General features: G+C 74.0%; 14 protein-coding genes and 1 pseudogene. 8 read left to right on the top strand and 7 right to left on the bottom strand.

Annotated features, from left to right (window positions below):
- Positions 1-48: 48 nt before the first annotated feature.
- Complete coding sequence (locus ACGFMM_RS27335; RefSeq protein WP_393649106.1) at positions 49-1,209, bottom strand: hypothetical protein; 1,161 nt, start codon at positions 1,207-1,209, stop codon at positions 49-51.
- Positions 1,210-1,265: 56 nt separating this feature from the next.
- On the opposite strand from ACGFMM_RS27335, the gene ACGFMM_RS27340 reads away from it, so the two are divergent.
- Together ACGFMM_RS27340 and ACGFMM_RS27345 are read left to right on the top strand one after the other, a co-directional pair.
- Complete coding sequence (locus tag ACGFMM_RS27340) at positions 1,266-1,901, top strand: nucleoside/nucleotide kinase family protein (RefSeq protein ID WP_393649107.1); 636 nt, start codon at positions 1,266-1,268, stop codon at positions 1,899-1,901.
- Positions 1,902-2,015: 114 nt separating this feature from the next.
- Positions 2,016-2,975 carry a hypothetical protein gene (locus tag ACGFMM_RS27345; RefSeq protein ID WP_393649108.1) on the top strand — a complete coding sequence of 320 codons (960 nt, stop codon included), beginning with the start codon at positions 2,016-2,018 and terminating at the stop codon, positions 2,973-2,975.
- Positions 2,976-3,019: 44 nt separating this feature from the next.
- Here ACGFMM_RS27345 and treZ read toward each other — a convergent pair whose 3' ends face one another.
- Both treZ and ACGFMM_RS27355 read right to left on the bottom strand, forming a co-directional pair.
- On the bottom strand, positions 3,020-4,777 hold the full coding sequence (gene treZ / locus ACGFMM_RS27350) for a malto-oligosyltrehalose trehalohydrolase (protein ID WP_393649109.1): 1,758 nt from the start codon (positions 4,775-4,777) through the stop codon (positions 3,020-3,022).
- Between the two features lie 69 nt (positions 4,778-4,846).
- Positions 4,847-5,845: a GNAT family N-acetyltransferase gene (locus ACGFMM_RS27355; protein ID WP_393649110.1), complete on the bottom strand. Its 999-nt coding sequence runs from the start codon at positions 5,843-5,845 to the stop codon at positions 4,847-4,849.
- A 112-nt stretch (positions 5,846-5,957) separates the two neighbouring features.
- Here ACGFMM_RS27355 and ACGFMM_RS27360 point away from each other — a divergent pair, with 112 nt between their 5' ends.
- The 3 genes from ACGFMM_RS27360 to ACGFMM_RS27370 all read left to right on the top strand — a co-directional run bounded on the left by ACGFMM_RS27360 (position 5,958) and on the right by ACGFMM_RS27370 (position 9,468).
- A complete protein-coding gene (locus ACGFMM_RS27360) occupies positions 5,958-6,506 on the top strand; it encodes an FHA domain-containing protein (RefSeq protein ID WP_393649111.1) in 549 nt (182 codons plus the stop codon).
- Between the two features lie 153 nt (positions 6,507-6,659).
- Positions 6,660-7,616 (top strand): cytochrome P450, encoded by a 957-nt coding sequence (locus ACGFMM_RS27365; protein WP_393649112.1) that lies wholly within the window; start codon positions 6,660-6,662, stop codon positions 7,614-7,616.
- 124 nt (positions 7,617-7,740) lie between these two features.
- The gene (locus ACGFMM_RS27370; RefSeq protein ID WP_393649113.1) at positions 7,741-9,468 is read left to right on the top strand and encodes a protein kinase; all 1,728 of its coding nucleotides are present in this window, start codon (positions 7,741-7,743) and stop codon (positions 9,466-9,468) included.
- Here ACGFMM_RS27370 and treY read toward each other — a convergent pair.
- Positions 9,465-11,777 (bottom strand): malto-oligosyltrehalose synthase, encoded by a 2,313-nt coding sequence (gene treY, locus ACGFMM_RS27375; RefSeq protein ID WP_393649114.1) that lies wholly within the window; start codon positions 11,775-11,777, stop codon positions 9,465-9,467. The genes ACGFMM_RS27370 and treY overlap by 4 nt on opposite strands.
- Before the next feature lie 169 nt (positions 11,778-11,946).
- Positions 11,947-14,067, bottom strand: a complete 2,121-nt coding sequence (gene glgX, locus ACGFMM_RS27380; protein ID WP_393649115.1) for a glycogen debranching protein GlgX — start codon at positions 14,065-14,067, stop codon at positions 11,947-11,949.
- Positions 14,068-14,214: 147 nt separating this feature from the next.
- On the opposite strand from glgX, the pseudogene ACGFMM_RS27385 reads away from it, so the two are divergent.
- The 3 genes and pseudogenes from ACGFMM_RS27385 to ACGFMM_RS27395 all read left to right on the top strand — a co-directional run.
- Positions 14,215-14,325: pseudogene (locus ACGFMM_RS27385) on the top strand (Tat pathway signal sequence domain protein); the annotation flags it as partial.
- Positions 14,326-14,548: 223 nt separating this feature from the next.
- Positions 14,549-15,823 (top strand): SAV2148 family HEPN domain-containing protein, encoded by a 1,275-nt coding sequence (locus ACGFMM_RS27390; RefSeq protein WP_393649116.1) that lies wholly within the window; start codon positions 14,549-14,551, stop codon positions 15,821-15,823.
- Between the two features lie 108 nt (positions 15,824-15,931).
- Positions 15,932-16,651, top strand: coding sequence for a 3'-5' exonuclease (locus ACGFMM_RS27395; protein ID WP_393649117.1), 720 nt, complete (start codon positions 15,932-15,934; stop codon positions 16,649-16,651).
- Positions 16,652-16,657: 6 nt separating this feature from the next.
- On the opposite strand, the gene ACGFMM_RS27400 is transcribed toward ACGFMM_RS27395, so the two are convergent.
- Together ACGFMM_RS27400 and ACGFMM_RS27405 are read right to left on the bottom strand one after the other, a co-directional pair.
- Positions 16,658-17,488, bottom strand: a complete 831-nt coding sequence (locus ACGFMM_RS27400; RefSeq protein ID WP_393649118.1) for an alpha/beta fold hydrolase — start codon at positions 17,486-17,488, stop codon at positions 16,658-16,660.
- A gap of 45 nt (positions 17,489-17,533) precedes the next feature.
- Entirely contained in the window at positions 17,534-18,391 is an 858-nt protein-coding gene (locus tag ACGFMM_RS27405) for a phosphotransferase enzyme family protein (protein WP_393649119.1), read from the bottom strand.
- Positions 18,392-18,422: the final 31 nt, after the last annotated feature.

The raw sequence follows: 18,422 nt of genomic DNA on the forward strand, positions 1-18,422 counted from the left end.
CGTTGACCGTAAGCAGCGTTACCTCTGGTAGGCAAGGGACGGTTTCGGTCACCCGAGGCGCTGGACTGCCCATGCGGCACGCCCGGCGAGGTCGCCGAGGCCGTCGTACGGGGACGAACGCGCGTCGAGCAGCGCGCGGGCTTCCAGCAGGGCCGTACGGGCCGGTTCGGGGTGACCGGCCGCGGCCTCGGCCAGGGCCAGGTGAAGGTACTCCTCGGCGATCATGCGGCCGATGCCGAGGCGGCGCCAGTTCTCGGCGGAGGCATCGGCGGGTGCGGGCGGCAGACCCAGGTCCAGCTCCTGCTGACCCGGCGGCCGGTGGTCCGCCGGGCGGGCGTCCAGATCGGCCACCGCGCGGTCCAGCGCGCCGCGGGCCGCCGCCGGGTCGCCCGCGAGGCGTTCCAGGCGGGCCAGGGCGCGGCCGGCCGAGCCGCGGGCGAGGGCCGTGTCCTGGAGGGAGAGGAACAGGCGCTGGGCGCGGGCGGCGTGGGACGGGTCGCCCGCCGTCTCCAGGCCCGTCGCGATCCGGCCGAGGCGAGTCGCGTCGGGACCGGTGTCGTCGAGGAGACGGATCAGGCGGATGTGCGCCTCGGCCCGCAGGCCGCGGCCGAGGGCCGCCGCGATCCAGGCGAACTCGTCGTCCTTGTCCGGCAGTTCGCCGTCCACGCCCGCCGCGAGCACCTGCTCCCGCAGCGTCGGGCGGGGCAGCTCGTCCAGCAGCTCGTACGCCAGTCCGTCGACCGCGTTCAGCAGCACGTACTCCGGCTCCGTGCGCAGCAGCGCCCCGTGCAGCCGGGCCAGCAGCTCCTCGGGGGTGCGCTCGGGGAGGCCCAGGCCGGCGCGCAGCTCGGCCCGCGCCGCCTCCGGGTCCGGGCCGTACGGGACGACCGCCGCCGCTCGCGCGTCCGCGTCCCGTCCCAGCACGTCCCACCAGCCCGGCAGCCCGATCAGGACCTCCAGGGCCGCCGTGACGCTCTCCCCGATCAGCCCGGCCTGCCCCTCCGACGAGGCGTAGAGCACCGCGCTCCCGCCGCACAGGAAGTACGTGCCGCCCGAGCCGTCCCCGGCGATCGGCTCCAGCGAGGCCCCGGAGGCCAGGACGACCTCCTCGCCGTGCTCGGCGCGGGCCAGGTCGAACTCGAAGGGGTACGCCGCCAGCTCCGCCAGCCGGGGCCGGGCGCGCAGCATGCTCAGCAGGGCATCCGTCATGCCGCCGAACGTAACAGCGACCGCCGACACCCCGGCGGACGGGCCGCGGAGCGACAATGGCGCCCATGGACTCCGCCCGGCTCGACGAGCTCGCCGCACGCGCCCGCCGTCTCGCGGTCCCCGGCGGCCGCCGTGTTCTGGGCCTGGCCGGGCCGCCGGGTGCGGGCAAGTCCACGCTCGCGGGCCGTCTCGTCGCCCGCCTCGACGGACTCGCCGTGCTCGTCCCGATGGACGGCTTCCACCTCGCCCAGGCCGAACTGCGCCGCCTCGGGCGAACCGAACGCAAGGGCGCCCCCGACACCTTCGACGCGGCCGGGTACGCCGCACTGCTCGCCCGCCTCCGCTCGCCCGAGCCCGGCACGACCGTCTACGCCCCCGCCTTCGACCGCTCCCTGGAGGAGCCGGTCGCCGGGTCGGTCCCCGTGCCCGCGGGCGTCCCGCTCGTCGTCACCGAGGGGAACTACCTGCTGCACGACGAGGGCGACTGGGCCGCCGTCCGCGCGCTCCTCGACGAGGTCTGGTACCTGGACCTCGACGACCGCCGCCGCATTCCCCGCCTCGTCGAACGCCATGTCCGCTTCGGCAAGGACCCCGCCCGCGCCGACCGCTGGGTCCACGACTCCGACGAACCGAACGCCCGCCTCGTGGCCCGCGGCCGCCACCGCGCCGACCTGGTCGTGCACATGACCTGACCGGCCCGCGCCGGAACCCACCCATGACTCCGCCCCCGCGTGGGTACGTCACCCCTCGGTAAGGTGACGTCGGCGCGGGTGGCCGGCGGCGACAGGGCTCGATGGGAGGCGCAGGTGGGGTGGTTCCGGCGCGGGGCGAAGCGGGACGGGGACGAGACGCCGAGGGATGCCGAGTTCGGGTACCTCTCCGAGCGCGAGGGGGCGCTCTTCCGCGGCCACGTCCGTGAGGCGTTCGCCGAGCACGGCCTCGAAGTGACCGTCTACGCGGACATGGTGAGCGACGACAGCGACCGGCACTTCGGACTCGGCAACCTCGCCGCCGTCTGCCACAACGACGACCGCGGACCGCGCGTCTGGCCGGACCTGATCCGCCGGCACGTCGAGCGCGTGCTGCGCACCCTGGACGCGCCGTCCGCCCTCGACACCCTCTCCCCGGAGCAGATCCGGGCCCAGCTGTACCCGCGCGTGGTCGGCGCCGACGGCATCGACCCGACGGCCTTCTGCTACGCCCGCAGCGTCGCCCCCGGCCTGTACGAGATCCTCGCGCTCGACCTCCCGGAGAGCGTCATGATGCTCACCGACGAGGCCCTGGAACCCCTCGGCGACCTCCAGCAGCTGCGCGACCGGGCACACGCCAATCTGCGCGGGCTGCCCGTCGAGGGCCACGAGACCGTGCGGGACTCCGACGGCATGCGCTTCGAGGTGCTGCTCGGGGACTCCTTCTACACCGCCAGCCGGGTCCTGGACCTGGACGCGGTGGTCCGCCGGGTCACCGGCGAACCCCTCACCGAACACGGAGCCCTGGTCGCCATGCCGTTCCGGCACCAGCTCGCCTTCCACCCCATCCGCGACACCGGGATCATCCCGGCGCTCGGCGCGATGGCCTCCTTCGCCGCCGCCGGCTACGCGGACACCCCGGGCGCGATCAGCCCGTACGTCTTCTGGTGGCGCGACGGCACGCTCACCCAGCTCAGCGACCTTGACGAGGACGGCGAGGGGCTGCGGATCGTCGTCGGCAGCGACTTCGAGGACCTGCTGGAACGTCTCGTCGCCGAGAACCCCGGACCGGGCTGACGCGGTGCGCGGACCCGGGGCGGCAGCCCCGGGTCCCGCCCCGGCTACCCCCGCGACAGGCCGTTCGCGAGCACCACGCACGACTCGGCCGGCAGCCGCAGCAGCCCGTCCGGACCCGGCGCCTCGGCCGGCTCCCAGGCGGCGAGGACCCGGTGCCGGGCGCCCAGCGGGATCTCGGCCGGGCGGTCGGCGAGGTTCACCACGACCCGCAGGTCGCCGCGGCGGAACGCCAGCCAGCGGGCCTGCTCGTCGAAGGCGGCCCGCACCGAGGCGAGGTCCGGGTCGGTCAGATCGGGATGGGCGTGGCGCAGCGCGACCAGCTCGCGGTACCAGGCGAGCAGCCGGTCGTGGGGCTCGCGCTCCCGCTCGGCGCGGTCCAGCACCGACCGGTCGCGGGTCGCCGGATCCTGCGGGTCCGGCACCTCCTCCTCGGCCCAGCCGTGCGCTGCGAACTCCCGCCGGCGGCCCTGCCGGACCGCCTCGGCCAGCTCGGGGTCGGTGTGGTCGGTGAAGTACTGCCAGGGCGTGCGCGCGCCCCACTCCTCGCCCATGAACAGCATCGGCACCGACGGGCCGGTCAGCACGAGCGTCGCGGCGCAGGCCAGCAGGCCGGGGGAGAGGGACGCAGAGAGCCGGTCGCCGAGGGCCCGGTTGCCGACCTGGTCATGGGTCTGCGCGTAGCCGAGGAAGCGGTGCGCGGGGGTGCGGACCCGGTCGACGGGGCGGCCGTGGTGCCGGCCGCGGAAGGCCGAATAGCTGCCGTCGTGGAAGAAGACATGCCCGAGGGTCTTGGCCAGCGCGGCCATCGGGGCGCGCGCGAAGTCCGCGTAGTAGCCCTGCGCCTCGCCCGTCAGCGCGGTGTGCAGGGCGTGGTGGAAGTCGTCGTTCCACTGGGCGTGCAGGCCGAGACCGCCGGCCGCGCGCGGTCGGGTCGTGCGCGGGTCGCCCAGATCGGACTCGGCGATCAGGAACAGCTCCCGGCCCTCCTCCGCGCCGAGCGCGTCCACCGCCGCGGACAGCTCCTCCAGGAACGTCAGCGCCCGGGTGTCGGCGAGCGCGTGCACGGCGTCCAGCCGGAGGCCGTCGATCCGGTAGTCCCGCAGCCAGGCGAGCGCACTGCCCAGGAAGTACGCGCGGACCTCGTCGGAGCCCGGCGCGTCCAGGTTCACCGCCGCGCCCCAGGGCGTGTGGTGGGTGTCGGTGAAGTACGGGCCGAAGGCCGGCAGATGGTTCCCGGACGGGCCGAGGTGGTTGTGCACCACGTCCAGGACCACGCCGAGCCCGAGGCCGTGCGCCGTGTCGACGAATCGCTTCAGCGCCTCGGGCCCGCCGTACGGCTCGTGCACCGCCCACGGCGCCACCCCGTCGTACCCCCAGCCGTGCACCCCCGGGAACGGGCAGAGCGGCATCAGTTCGACGTGCGTGACGCCCAGCTCGGCCAGTTCGCCGAGCCGGGCCGCCGCCGCGTCGAGCGTGCCCTCGGGGGTGTACGTGCCGATGTGCAGCTCGTACAGGACCGCGCCGCGCAGCGACCGGCGCGGGACGGGGTGCCGCCAGGCGTACGCGGAGTGGTCGACGACCGCGCCGCGGCCGCCCGGCCCGTCCGGCAGCCGGCGCGCCCTCGGATCAGGCAGCACCGGCCCGCCGTCCAGCGCGTAGCCGTACCGGTCGCCGTCGGCGGCCTCCGCCTCCGCCAGCCACCAGCCCTCCCGCACCGGGTCCCGGGTCAACGGACGGCGGTCGCCGCCCAGTTCAAGGACGACCTCGTCGCGGGCGTGCGGCGCCCACACCTCGAACAGCACTGGTGGATCCCCTCGCCGACGGATCGGAGCACGACGGGACCCATCCTGGCAGCGGACGCCGCCACGCGGTCAGGAACCCGAGGCGTCCGGCGCGTCCCACACGAAGTCGATCGCGCGCTGGAACGTCGTGTACCCGGCCCGTGCGAAGGACCTTGCCATGGGCACGTTGCCGACGTCGGTCGCGGCCCGGATGCGGGGCACGTCCTGCGCCGCCAGGACCGCAGTGCCCTCCCGCAGCACCTCGTCGATGTAGCCCTTGCCGCGGTGGGCGGGGAGCACGCCGATGTACGCGATGATCGGGTGGTAGTTGTTGCGGGCCGGGATCACGAAGCCGACCGGCTCGCCGGTGCCGGGCAGCTCCGCGATCCGCCACCACTCCCGGGGCGTGGTGTACTGCGCGAGCTCCTCGTCGTACTGCAGCTCCGCCGCCTCCCGCGCCGACAGACCGGACGCGAGGTCCGCCTGCCCGTGGGCGTCGAGGGTGCCCTCCATGACCGGGGTCATCAGCGCCACCAGGTCCTCACGGTCCCGTACCGGGCGGAACACCAGCCGGCCGGACGGCTCCGGCACCGGCGTCCCGGGCTGCCACTCCAGCCGCAGCCGCTCCACCAGGGGCCGGGCGCCGGACTTCTCCAGGACCGCGAACAGGGTCTCCAGCTCGGCGCGGACGGCGTCGTCCTCGCGCCAGTCCGCGGGCAGGAACCGCCCGAACTCGGGGCGCTGTGCGCCCGCCGGGACGACCGCGGCGGTCGCGGTCAGCAGCAGCCGCAGCCCGATCGCGCTCCGCTCCTCCTCGGGCAGGGCGGCGTCGAGATCGAAGAAGTCCAGGAACATGGGCTCGCCGCCGCGGGCCTTGGTCCACCAGGCGAGCCGGGCCACGACCCGGCCGTCGCGCAGCGCGACCCACATCCACTCGGGCAGCCGCCGTCCGGTCTCCAGGTCGCCGGCCAGTTCGTCGTCCAGGACGTAGCTCAGGCCGAGGAACAGATCCAGTTCCTCCGGTCCGGACAGGGGGCGCAGTACGAGTCCGTCGTGCTCGTCGGGCACGGACAGACGTTCAGCGTTCAACAGGGGGTTCCTCCAGGGAAGTCGAGAGCGTGACCCTAACAAGCCGCCCGGAACGGCGGTACGCATTTTGGCTTCTGGACACTTCAGGCCGTTCCGGCCGACAATCTGGATTGTGACGACCCCTTTCGAGTTCCCCACCCAGTCCGCTCGGCTCTCCGACGCCGAGCGGGACCGGGCGTTGGTGATACTCAGGGAGGGCGCGGCGCAGGGCCGGCTCTCGCACGACACCTTCCTGTTCCGTATGGAGAAGGCCCTGGCGGCCCGCCGGCCCGACGAACTGGCGGTGCTCACCGCCGACCTGCGGGCCGAGGGCACCTGGACCCGCAAGGTCGTCGGCGCCGTCGAGAAGGTCTCCGCGTTCACCGCGCGGCTCGGCCGCGCCTGGACGTCGGAGCGGCTGCCGAAGCTGCTGCTGCCCGAGCCGGGCCCGCACCCGCTGCGGATCGGCCGCGACCCGGTGAACGGGCTGAGGCTCAGCCACGAGACGGTGTCGCGGCTGCACGCCGAGCTGGGGCAGCAGGGCGGCCTGTGGCTGCTGCGCGACCTCGGCTCGACGAACGGCACGACCGTCAACGGCCGCCGCGTCACCGGCACGGTCGTCGTGCGGGCCGGCGACGTCGTGGGCTTCGGCCAGATGAGCTTCACCCTCTCCACGCGCTGAGGCCGCTCTCCACGCGCTGAGGCCGCCCGCGGGCCTCACCCGTTCGGCGCAACGCGGACTGCGGGCGCCGCGCTCAGGTGGTGAGGTGGGGCCAGGCGTGCCGCCACGGAGCGGCCGTTCTCCCGGCGGCCGCACCGAACCCAGGGGGCCCGCATGACGCAGCACCTGCACTCCGGCGCCCCCGGCGGGCCCGTCCCGCGGACCGTGCCGCCCAGCCCCGTGCAGCCGGGCGTGGGCCGCGACCCGTACCGGCTGTACCGCACGCTGCGCGAGGAGTTCCCGCTCACGTACGACCCGCTGCTGCGGGCCTGGCTGCTCAGCCGGTACGCGGACGTGGCCGCCGCCCTCACCGACGGCCGCTTCGGCCACGGGCACCGGCCCGGCGACCCGCCCTGCGCCGTCGGCCACCAGGGCGTGGACGCCACGGAACTGCGCGCGGTCGCCGAGCGGACCGCGTACGTGCTGGCCCGGCGGATCGCCGGGCGGCCGCAGGTCGACCTGGTCGCCGAGTTCTGCCACTGGCTGCCCGCCGGCACCGTCGCCGCGGCGGCCGGCGTGCCCTACCGCGACATGATGCGGCTGGTCCGCGGCCGGGCCGCGAGCGCCCTCGCCGGCCGCTGCACCGCCCAGCTCGCCGTCCGGGAGAAGGCGCTCGCCACCTTCCTGGCCCACGCCCTCGACGACCCGGACCGCGCCGCCGAACTGCGCGAGGCCCCCGACGACGTCGTCGCCCGCGCCTGGACCGAGGCGCTGCGCCGCGACCCGCCCGTCCAGATCGCGATGCGCCGCACCACCTCGGAGGTCCCGGTCGGCGGCGGCGTCCTCCCCGCCGGCGCGTCCGTCGCGCTGCTGATCGGCTCGGCGGGCCGGGACCCGGAGCGGTTCCGCGACCCGGACGCCTACGACCACCGCCGCGACGACCACGGCCAGCTCACCTACGGCGCCGGCCCCTGCCCGGGCGTCCTGCTCGCCGCGCTGGAGGCCCGGTACGCCCTGCGCGCGCTCTTCGACGCCATGCCGAACCTGCGCCGGGCGGACGGCTTCCGCCCCGAGTTCACCGGCCTGATCACGCGGGCCCCGCGCAGCCTCCTGGTCCGGCCCGGCGGCTAGGGCGTTTCCGACCGTGTGCGGTCCCCATACCTGCGCACGCCCGCCTCAATCCCCTCACATTCGTGCCTCTACCCTGGAGGCTTCCGGGTCGACGGAACATGAACAGCGAGGATCGGAGCGTGCGGTGACGGCGGGGGATGCGAACGCCACGGAGCTGATAGGCAAGTTGCTCGGAGGGCGCTACCGGGTGACGTCCGTGATCGGGCGCGGCGGCATGGGCGTGGTCGCCCGGGCCGTGGACACGATGCTGAACCGCGAGGTCGCCGTCAAGGTGCTGCGGGCCTTCACCGACGCCTCCGCGGCCGAACTGGCCGATCTGCGGACCCGGATGCAGCGCGAGGCGCAGGCCGCCGCCCGGGTCCGGCACAGCGGCGTGGTCACCGTGCACGACGTGACCGAGGAGCAGGGCCTGCCGGTCATCGTCATGGAACTCGTCGAAGGCGCCTCCCTCGACGACGTGCTGACGGAGCGCGGCCCGCTGGAGCCGCGCGAGGCCGCGGCGATCGGCGCCGCGCTGATGGACGCGCTCGACGCCGCGCACCGGGTCGGCGTACTGCACCGGGACGTCAAGCCCGCGAACGTGCTCCTGGAACACGGCGGCAGGGTTGTCCTCACCGACTTCGGCATCGCCACCATGGAGGCCTCCGGCGACGAGGCCATGGCCAAGCTGACCCGCAGCGGCGACATCATCGGCTCGCTCGACTTCCTCGCGCCGGAGCGCGCGCAGGGCCGGGAGCCCGGTCCCGCCTCGGACATCTGGTCGCTCGGCATGACGCTGTACGCGGCCGTCGAGGGCACGTCGCCGTTCCGCCGCACGTCCGCCTGGTCCACCCTGTCGGCGATCGTCACCGAGCCCCTGCCGGAGCCCCGCCGGGCCGGACCGCTCCTGCCGGTGCTGCAGGCGCTGATGGCGAAGGAACCGGAGCGGCGGCCCAGCGCGGACGAGGCGCGCGGCATGCTGGAGCGCGTCGCCGCGGGAGGGACGGCGCCCCTCGCGTCCACAACCCCGACCTCCGTGCCCACGCCTGATCCCGCGGCCCCGGCCCCCGGATTCGGCCCCCCGGTGTTTCCGCAGCCCACGCCGCAGCCCGCCTACGGCTACCCCCAGCCCCCGGTGCCGCCGGCGTTCCCGCAGCACGGCGCGCCGGTCGCGGGCCCGCCCGGAGCCGGAGTGCCCGCCCCCGAGACGAGCCGCGCCGCGGCCCGCCGTGCCCGGCAGCGCGGCAGCCGCACCCTCGTCGCCGTGGCCGCGGCCGTCGCGGTCCTCGCCGCGGGCGGCGGCATCACCTACGCCCTGACCCAGCAGGGCGGCACCACCGAGGACGACGCGCGGGTGACGCCGCCCGGCGTCGACCTGCCGACGGACGGCCCTTGGCCGACCGATGGCAGCAGTCTGTCGCCCGACGGTTCGCCCAGTTCGTCCCTGAAGCCGTCGGCCTCGAAGAAGCCGGACGGCGACGGGGACGACGAGAAGGAGCCGAGCCCGACGAAGAAGCCCGGCGGCGCGGCCGACGAGCCGGCCGAGAGCCCGTCGGCCTCCGCCAAGCCCCGGCCCACCCCGACGGCGACGAAGCCGACCCCGGTGTCGACCGCCTGCACCGGCTGGGCCCATGAGAACCGCAGCGACGCCTACGGCACCGTGGCCTCGACGACCCACCTCTACACCGGTCCGTACGCGGAATGCGGGCACGTGAGCGAGGTCAAGACCGGCGTGAAGCTCTACTACCACTGCTACATCACCAACGCCTACGGCAACAAGTGGATCTACGCCCGCGCCGAGGGCACGAAGAACGAGGGCTGGGCCTCGAGCACCAAGCTCAGCAACGGGACCGTGAATCTGCCCCGCTGCTAGCGGCGTTCCAGCAGGGCCACCGGCCGGTCCGCGAACAGGTCCTTCAGGAGGACCGGCCCGCCGCCGGGGAACGTGCGGCCGCCGTCCAGCAGATCGGCCCAGACGCCCTCCGGCAGCGGCAGTACGGTGTCCCGCCAGCCGCCCGACTCCACGAGGCGCAGGGAGAGCCGGGTGACCGCGGTGACCGAGCCGTCGCCGCGGACGAAGGCCAGGCAGTGCGCGGCCGCCGGGCCCTCGGCGGGGAGCGGCGCGTACCCTCCGCGGGCGCCGAACAGCTCCGGGCGGCTCCGGCGCAGCGCCAGCGCCGCCCGGGTCAGCGCGGTCTTCTCGTCGTCGGCGCCGACCGTGAACGGCGCCCGGTTGTCCGGGTCGACCAGCGCCCGGTACTCCCGCTCCGTGCCCTGGTACAGCTCCGGCACCCCCGGCATCGTCAGCTGCACCAGCGCCGCGCCCAGCAGCTGCGCCCGGATGTGCGGCTCCAGGGCGAAGGCCGTCTCCGACGCCGTCCGCAGCGGGATCCGGCCGGGCCCCGCCGCCACGAACTCGGTCACCGCCTTCTCGTACGCCGGGTCAGGCTCCGTCCAACTCGTGTGCAGGCCCGCCTCCCGCACCGACTTCAGCAGCGCCGGCCCCAGCCGCTCGGGGTCCGGGACGCCGAAGCCGAACGCGGTCTGCCAGGCCGTCCACGCCAGATGCGGGTCGGGGGCCGGGATCCCGGCGACCTCCTCCAGGAGCTCCGCCCACCGGTCCGGGCACTGCGCGAGGACCGCGATCGCCGCCCGCACGTCCGCGCTGCGCTTGGTGTCGTGCGTCGTCAGCACCGTGCCGGTGGCCGGCCAGTCGCGGGCGAGGTGGGCGCAATACGCGTGGAACTCGTCCGGCGTGACCGCCGGACGGTCCGGATCCCCGCCCACCTCGTTCGCCGAGAGCAGCGGGGTGTAGCGGTAGAACGCCGTGTCCTCCACGGACTTGGCCCGCAGCGCCGACGAGGTCTGGGCGAACCGCGCCCGGAACGCCCGCTGATCCGGCCCGTCGCCCAGCCGGCCGAGCGCCAGATCGCGTACCAGGTCGACCGCCGTGGCCTCCTCAGGCACCGCGAACGCCGCCTTCGCTCCGCGGGCCGCCTCCTCGGTCAGCACCTCCTCGCCGCCGCTCCGGTACGTGCGGTACACCGGCACCCGTACGAGCAGTTCGCGCACCGCCGTCCGCAGCGCCCAGGGCGCGTGGTCGCGCAGCGCCGGGTCGGCGGCGCAGATCCGGGCCGCGACGCGGGTGAGCGCCGCGGTCTCCGCGGCCAGCTCGTGGGTGACGACCTTGTACGCGGCGCGCCGCGCCGTCGCGTCCCAGTGGCCGCCGCGGTCCCCGGCGCGACCCGCGAACTCCCGGTAGACATCGCGCAGTTCTTCCGAACCGGCCGGGTCGGTGAGGACGCCGTCGACATGCCGCAGCGCGTCGTAGCCGGTGGTGCCGGCGACCGGCCAGCCGGCCGGCAGCCGCTCCGGACCGGTGAGGATCTTCTCGACGACCGTCCAGCAGCCGCCGGTCGCCTCGTGCAGCCGCTCCAGATAGCCGTCCGGGTCGGCGAGCCCGTCGGGATGGTCGATCCGCAGCCCGTCGATCACCCCGTCCCGGACCAGGTCCACGATCGTGCCGTGCGTGGCGGCGAACACCTCCGGGTCCTCGACCCGCACCCCGATCAGATCCGAAATGGTGAAGAAGCGCCGGTAGTTCAGCTCGGTACGGGCCAGCCGCCACCAGCCGAGCCGGTACCACTGGGCGTCCAGCAGCTCCGGCAGCGGCAGGCCCTCGGTGCCGGCCCGCAGCGGGAACTCCTGCCCGGCGACGTGCAGCGCCCCGTCCGCCACCCGCATCCCGTCGAGCACCCCGCCGACCCGCTCGGGCAGCACCGGCAGCAGGATCCGCCCGTCGCCGGCCGCCCAGTCGACGTCGAACCAGCGGGCGTACGGCGACTCGGGCCCCTCCCGCAGCACCGCGCGCAGCGCGTGGTTGTGCCGCGGCGATGCCGCCATGTGGTTCGGCACCAGGTCCGTCACCAGGCCGAGGCCGTGGGCCCGGGCGGTCGCCGACAGGGACCGCAGTCCCTCCTCGCCGCCGAGCTCGGCGCGGACGGTCCGGTGGTCGGTGACGTCGTAGCCGTGGGTCGAGCCGGGCACGGCCTCCAGGACCGGTGACAGGTGCAGGTGCGACACGCCGAGCCGGGCCAGGTACGGCACGGCCTGCTCGGCGGCCGCGAACGGGAACGCGGGCTGGAGCTGGAGCCGGTAGGTGGCGAAGGGGGCAGACGTCATACGAACGTACGTACCCGCCGAAGCGGTGCACCTTTCATCCGCTCATGCGTCCGATGCCCCGCATCACCCGTCCGGGTGAGCCGGCCGGACCTCCGGGCCGCAGCACCACCCGGCGTCCGGGCCGCAGCACCAGCCCGGCGTCCGGGCCGTCACGCCGGCCCGGCGTCCGTCACGCCGGCCGGCGCAGCACCGTCAGGCTCAGCGGCGCCAGCGGCACCCGCTCGCCCGCCGACACCTCCGGTCCCTCCTGCGGCGGCATCCCCTCGGGGTGCGAGGTGTCCACCACCATCCGCCAGCTCCGCCCGTGGTCGTCCGGAACCGCGAACGCCAGCTCCTGCTGCGAGACGTTGAACATCAGCAGGAACGAGTCGTCGGCGATCCGCTCGCCCTGCGGCCCCGGCTCGGAGATCGCGTTGCCGTTGAGGAAGACCGTCAGCGCCTGCGCGTGCGCGGCCTGCCAGTCCCGGGCCGTCATCTCCTCGCCCTCCGGGGTGAACCAGGCGATGTCGGTGAGCTCGTCGTGGGTGCCCTCCACCGGCCGGCCGTGGAAGAAGCGCCGCCGCCGGAACACCGGGTGGTCGCGGCGCAGCCGCACCATCGCCCGGGTGAACTCGAGGAGCGTGCCGTCGGCCTCGGAGCCCGGCTTGGGCCAGCGGACCCAGGAGACCTCGTTGTCCTGGCAGTACGCGTTGTTGTTGCCGCCCTGCGTGCGGCCGAACTCGTCGCCGTGACTGAGCATCGGCACGCCCTGCGACAGCATCAGCGTGGCGATGAAGTTCCGTACCTGCCGGGCCCGCAGCTCGACGATCCCGATGTCCTCGGTCTCGCCCTCGGCCCCGCAGTTCCACGAGCGGTTGTGGCTCTCGCCGTCCCGGTTGCCCTCGCCGTTGGCCTCGTTGTGCTTGCCGTCGTAGGACACCAGGTCCCGCAGGGTGAAACCGTCGTGGCAGGTCACGAAGTTGACCGAGGCGAGCGGCCGGCGGCCGTCGTCCTGGTACAGGTCCGAGGACCCGGTGAGCCGGGAGGCGAACTCGGCCAGCGTGCGCGGCTCGCCGCGCCACAGGTCCCGCACACAGTCCCGGTACTTGCCGTTCCACTCGGTCCACAGCGGCGGGAAGTTGCCCACCTGGTATCCGCCCTCGCCGACGTCCCACGGCTCGGCGATCAGCTTCACCTGGCTGACCACCGGGTCCTGCTGGACCAGGTCGAAGAACGACGACAGCCGGTCCACCTCGTGGAACTGTCGGGCCAGGGTGGCCGCCAGGTCGAAGCGGAAGCCGTCCACATGCATCTCGGTCACCCAGTACCGCAGCGAGTCCATGATCAGCTGGAGCACGTGCGGGGAGCGCATCAGCAGCGAGTTCCCGGTGCCGGTGGTGTCCGTGTAGTACCGGGGGTCGTTGCCGAGCCGGTAGTACGAGGGGTTGTCCAGGCCGCGGAAGGAGAGCGTGGGGCCCAGGTGGTTGCCCTCCGCGGTGTGGTTGTAGACCACGTCGAGGATGACCTCGATGCCCGCCTGGTGCAGCGCCCGCACCGCCGACTTGAACTCGAGGACCTGCTGGCCGCGGTCGCCCCAGGAGGCGTACGCGTTGTGCGGGGCGAAGAAGCCGATGGTGTTGTAGCCCCAGTAGTTCGAGAGCCCCGCGTCGACCAGCCGGTGGTCGTTCACGAACTGGTGCACCGGCATCAGCTCCAGGGCGGTCACGCCCAGTTCCTGGAGATGGCCGATGACCGCCGGGTGCGCGAGCCCGGCGTACGTGCCGCGCAGCTCCTCCGGCAGGTCCGGGTGGAGCATCGTCAGGCCCTTCACATGGGCCTCGTAGATGACCGTGCGGTGGTAGTCCGTACGGGGGCGGCGGTCGTCGCCCCAGTCGAAGTACGGGTTCACCACCACCGAGGTCATGGTGTGCGGCGCCGAGTCCAGGTCGTTGCGGGAGTCCGGCCGTCCGAAGTGGTAGCCGTACACCGCCTCGCCCCAGTCGATCGCGCCGGAGACCGCCCGCGCGTACGGGTCGAGCAGCAGCTTCGCGGCGTTGCAGCGCAGCCCTCGCTCCGGTGCGTACGGGCCGTGCACCCGGAAGCCGTAGCGCTGACCGGGCATCACCCCGGGCAGATAGGCGTGCCGGACGAACGCGTCCGTCTCGCGCAGCTCGACCGCGGTCTCCGAGCCGTCGTCGTGGATCAGACACAGCTCGATCCGCGCTGCGGCCTCGGAGTAGACCGCGAAATTGGTGCCGGCGCCGTCGTAGGTGGCGCCGAGGGGATACGCCTGTCCCGGCCAGACCTGCATAGATACGACTCTTCCACTTCTGATCCGGGTACTGGGGCTTTCCGCCAGATCCTGCCGGAAAGTCGCGCAACCTCCTAGGACTTCGGCCCGTCCTACCGGGTGACCAACGCTCCATTGGGGGACAGAGGGGGATACGTGTGCGAAAAAGTGCGTCGCCATCTGGGGAAGGTGGTGGCGGGCACGGGCCTGGCGGTGACGGGGACCGCGGTGATGGTCGCCATCACCCTGCCGGGTGCGGCGGGCGCGGATAGAAGCGGATGGTGCGCCGTTCGCTTGCCTCCCCTGAACGGGTGATGCGCTCGCGGGTGGAGGAATACTGGTGAATCAGCTCACTCCGGGAGAACTCGCCCGCCGGAACATGCCTTCCTGGCAGGGGAGTTGAACCCTCAGCCTGTCGATCCTGCTGCACCGCCTCCTGATCCCGGAGTAACCTTCCTTGATCGTTGAAAACGGGCGTCCAGGAGCAGAAGGCGGTGCGTGGGTGAGCTCGGGAGGTCTGGAGCTTCCCCCAGGTGACGCGGGTCACGAGGGGGACCCCGTGAACCCTGTCGACCCTGACGTCCTCGCCGTGCCGCCGGGCGCGGTCCCGCTCGTGCGGCCGTTGGAGATCGGCTCGGAGCTCGACTGGGGCGCGGAGGCCTGGAGCGAGGTGCGCACCCGCGCCCAGCGGGCCGGCCGCGCCTACATCTGGCTGAATCTCGTCGAGCAGCGGCTGCGGGCCGTGGTCGCGGCCGTGCTGCGCCCGGTGTACGAGCCGGTGCACGGCGACGACTGGGTGGTGGCGGCGGCCGGCCCGGCCGGGCAGGAGTGGGTGCAGCGGGCGGTCGCGGTGCGCGAGGTGTCCCGCCGCAAGGGCTATCTGCTCGACCCGGCGGACGACAACGTGCTGAGCTTCCTGACGCTTCCGCAGCTGCGGGAGCTGATGGTGCAGCACTGGCCCTGCTTCGAGCCGTACTTCGACGACCGGCGCGATGTGGAGCTGGCCCTCGACGAGCTGGAGGTCGCGCGCAACGTGGTCTCCCGCAACCGGGCCCTGTCGCTGACCGTGCTGGCCCAGTCGGAGCGGGCCTCGGCCCGGCTGCTGGAGATCCTGGGCACCGGCGCGGACGTGCCGTCGGCCGACCGGCTGCCGGTCGACGCGGTCGAGGACCTGGTGGGGGACCGGTACGCGGACGTGGTCCAGGTCCACCCCGACCGGGTGCGGCTGCAGCGGCAGCTGCCGGCCGAGGACCTGTTCGGCGGGGCGCGCCGGCTCGACGCCACGGGCATAGGCCTGAACCTGCTGGTGCAGAACTTCTCCGGGCGGCGGATGGTGCGGCTCGCCGAGTCCGGCTGCCGGATACGGCTGTTGTTCCTCAACCCGGCGAGCAGCGCGGTCAAGCGGCGCGAGCGGGAACTGGGGCTGAAGAAGGGCGAGCTGAGCCGCTCGGTGGAGATGAACATCCTCCATATGCGGCGGGTGCGCTCCAAGCTGCGCGATCCGGGCGCCTTCCAGATCCACGTCTTCGACGAGACCCCGCGGTTCACGGCATATCTGGTGGACGGCGACGGGCCGGACGGGATCGCGGTCGTGCAGTCCTATCTGCGCCGGGCGCGGGGCATGGAGGCCCCGGTGCTGGTGCTGCGCGGCGGCGGGCGGAACGTGCTCCGGGACGGGCGGCTGAGTGGTTCGGGGGGGTTGGGGGAACCCGGACTCTTCCCCACCTACCGGGAGGAGTTCGAGTCGGTCTGGCTCGACTCCCGTCCGGTTTCCTGATGCTTTGTCCGCTTCTGTCCCTGGCGTGATCGGTCGCTCCGGGGGCGTTGTCAGTGGCCCGTGCGAGGGTGAATTCACCAACGGGGGAGTACACGTAAGGAGGACCCGATGGCCTGGCATGGGGAATTGCTGGTCGGCTTCGACCTGGAGACGACCGGCACCGATCCGCAGGAGGCGCGGATCGTGACGGCCTCCGTCGTGGGTGTCGAGGGCGGCCGGGTGGCGCAGCAGCGCGACTGGCTCGCCGACCCGGGCATCCGGATCCCGGAGCAGGCGTCCGCCATCCACGGCATCACCAGCGAGCGGGCGGCCGCCGAGGGGCGGCCGGGGCGCGAGGTGGCCGAGGAGCTGGCCGAGATCCTGACCGGGTACTGGAACCGGGGCGTGCCCGTCGTGGCCTACAACGCCTCCTTCGATCTGACCCTGCTGGAGGCCGAGCTGGCCCGGCACGGGTTGCCCTCGCTGCGGGACCGGCTCGGCGGGGCGATAGGCCCGGTGATCGACCCGTACACCATCGACCGTTCCGTGGACCGGTACCGGCGCGGCAAGCGCACCCTGGAGGCGGTCTGCGCGGAGTACGGCGTGGTCCTCGAAGCGGCCCACCAGGCGGCTGCGGACGCGCTCGCGGCGGTCCGGGTCGCGGTGGCGATAGCCGAGCGGCACCCGGCGGTGGCCGCCCTGGCCCCCGCCGAGCTGCACGAACGGCAGATCTCCTGGTACCGCGAACGGGCCGAGGACTTCCAGGCCTTCCTGCGTAGAAAGGGAGACCCGGACGCGGTCGTCGACCCGTCGTGGCCGCTTCGGGAGCCGGTCCCCGCCGCGAACTGAGCCCGGTCAGCCGATCGGGTGCTCCGCGAGGAAGTCCAGGAGCAGGGCGTTCAGCCGCTCCGGGGCGTCCAGCTGGAGCCAGTGGCCCGCGCCCTCGACCCGCTCGTAGCGCCAGGTTCCCTCCACGTGCTTCGCGGTGCCGGTCATCGACTGCTCGGTGAGGAACCGGTCGCCCGTGCTCCACACGCCCATGACCGGGCCGGGCAGCGGCTGCGGCTCGTGCACCGGGGCGAACATCTGCTCCGGCGACAGTGCCGCACGGTAGATGTTCAGGGCGGCGGTCAGCGCGCCGGGCTCCTTGAGCGTTTCCAGGACCGCCTCCGCGTCGGCATGCTCGCCCAGCATCTCCTGGAGGTTGGCCCAGCCGTCCCGGGTCATCCAGTCCTCGGCCACGCCGGCGAACTGGAACAGCAGCATGTACCAGGACAGCTGCTTCTGCTCCCAGCCCGCGTCCTGGACCGACGCCCAGTGCCCCACCGACAGGATGCTCAGGCTCGCGACCCGGTCCGGCACGGTCTGCGCCAGACCCTGCGCGATGCCCGAGCCCCAGTCGTGGCCGACCAGATGGAATCGGTCGACGTCGAGCCGGGCCAGCAGCTCCAGCAGATCGCCGACGTGCTTCGCCGGGTGGTACGCCTCCGGTCCGCCCTCCGGTCGCTGCGAGCCGCCGAAGCCCCGCAGGGTGGGGGCGATCGTGCGGTACCCGGCCGCGTTGAGCGCGGCCACCTGATGGCGCCAGAGCTCGTGCGAGTCGGGGAAGCCGTGGACCAGCAGTACCGCCGGTCCCTCGCCGCTCACCTCGACGTCCAGCGTCACCTCGGACAGTTCCATACGCATCGCAACACCCCGTCCCGGCAAGGAAATTCGGTCCCGGCCATGATGTCAGAACGGATACCAGCGCACCTCGGGGTCGCCGTCCCGCAGTGAGGCCACCCGCCGCTCGAACTCGGCCAGCGCCTTCGGGTTCGCCGGCGCGTGCTGGGCCACCCAGGCACAGCTCGCCGTCTCCCGTGCCCCGCGCAGCACGGCGCAGCCCTCCCACTCCCGCACGTCCCAGCCGTACGCCGCGGTGAACGTGTCGTACGCCGCCGGGTCGAGGCCGTACCGGTCGCGGGAGAGCGCCAGCACCACCAGATCGTGTTCCCGCAGATCCGACGAGAAGGTCTCCAGGTCGACCAGGACCGGCCCGTCCGGGCCGACGTGCACATTGCGGGGGAGCGCGTCGCCGTGGATCGGGCCCGGCGCCAGATGCGGGGTGAGCGCGGCGGCCGCCGGGGCGAAGGAGTCCCGCCGCTCCCGCAGGAAAGCAGCGTCCGCCGGGTCGATCGCCCCGCCGGCCAGCCGCAGCCAGCGCTCGACCCCGCCGAGCAGTTCGCGGCGCGGCAGCATGAGGCCCGCCGGCTCGGGCAGCGCGTGCACCTGCCGCAGCAGCGGGGCGAGGTCGCGCGGCTCGGCCGGGCGAACCGCCCCGGGCAGCCGGTGCCAGAGCGTGACCGGATGCCCGTCCACCAGCCGGGCCTTCGGCTCGGCCGCGCGGACCGCCGGCACGCCCGCGTCCGCCAGCCAGCCGGCCAGCGCCAGCTCCCGCTCGGCGCGGTCGAGCAGCTCGGCGTCGCGGCCGACCTTCACCACCAGGCCGCCCGCCGCGAAGACCGCGTTCTCGCCCAGCGCCAGCAGTTCGGCCCCGGCCGCCGGCAGTCCCGCGGCGGCCAGGATCTCCCGGGCCCGCGCCTCGTCCATCGATGTCTCCCCAGCTCAGGTGCGAATCGCG

This window comes from Streptomyces sp. NPDC048604, from assembly GCF_043199435.1.
Classification (GTDB): domain Bacteria; phylum Actinomycetota; class Actinomycetes; order Streptomycetales; family Streptomycetaceae; genus Streptomyces.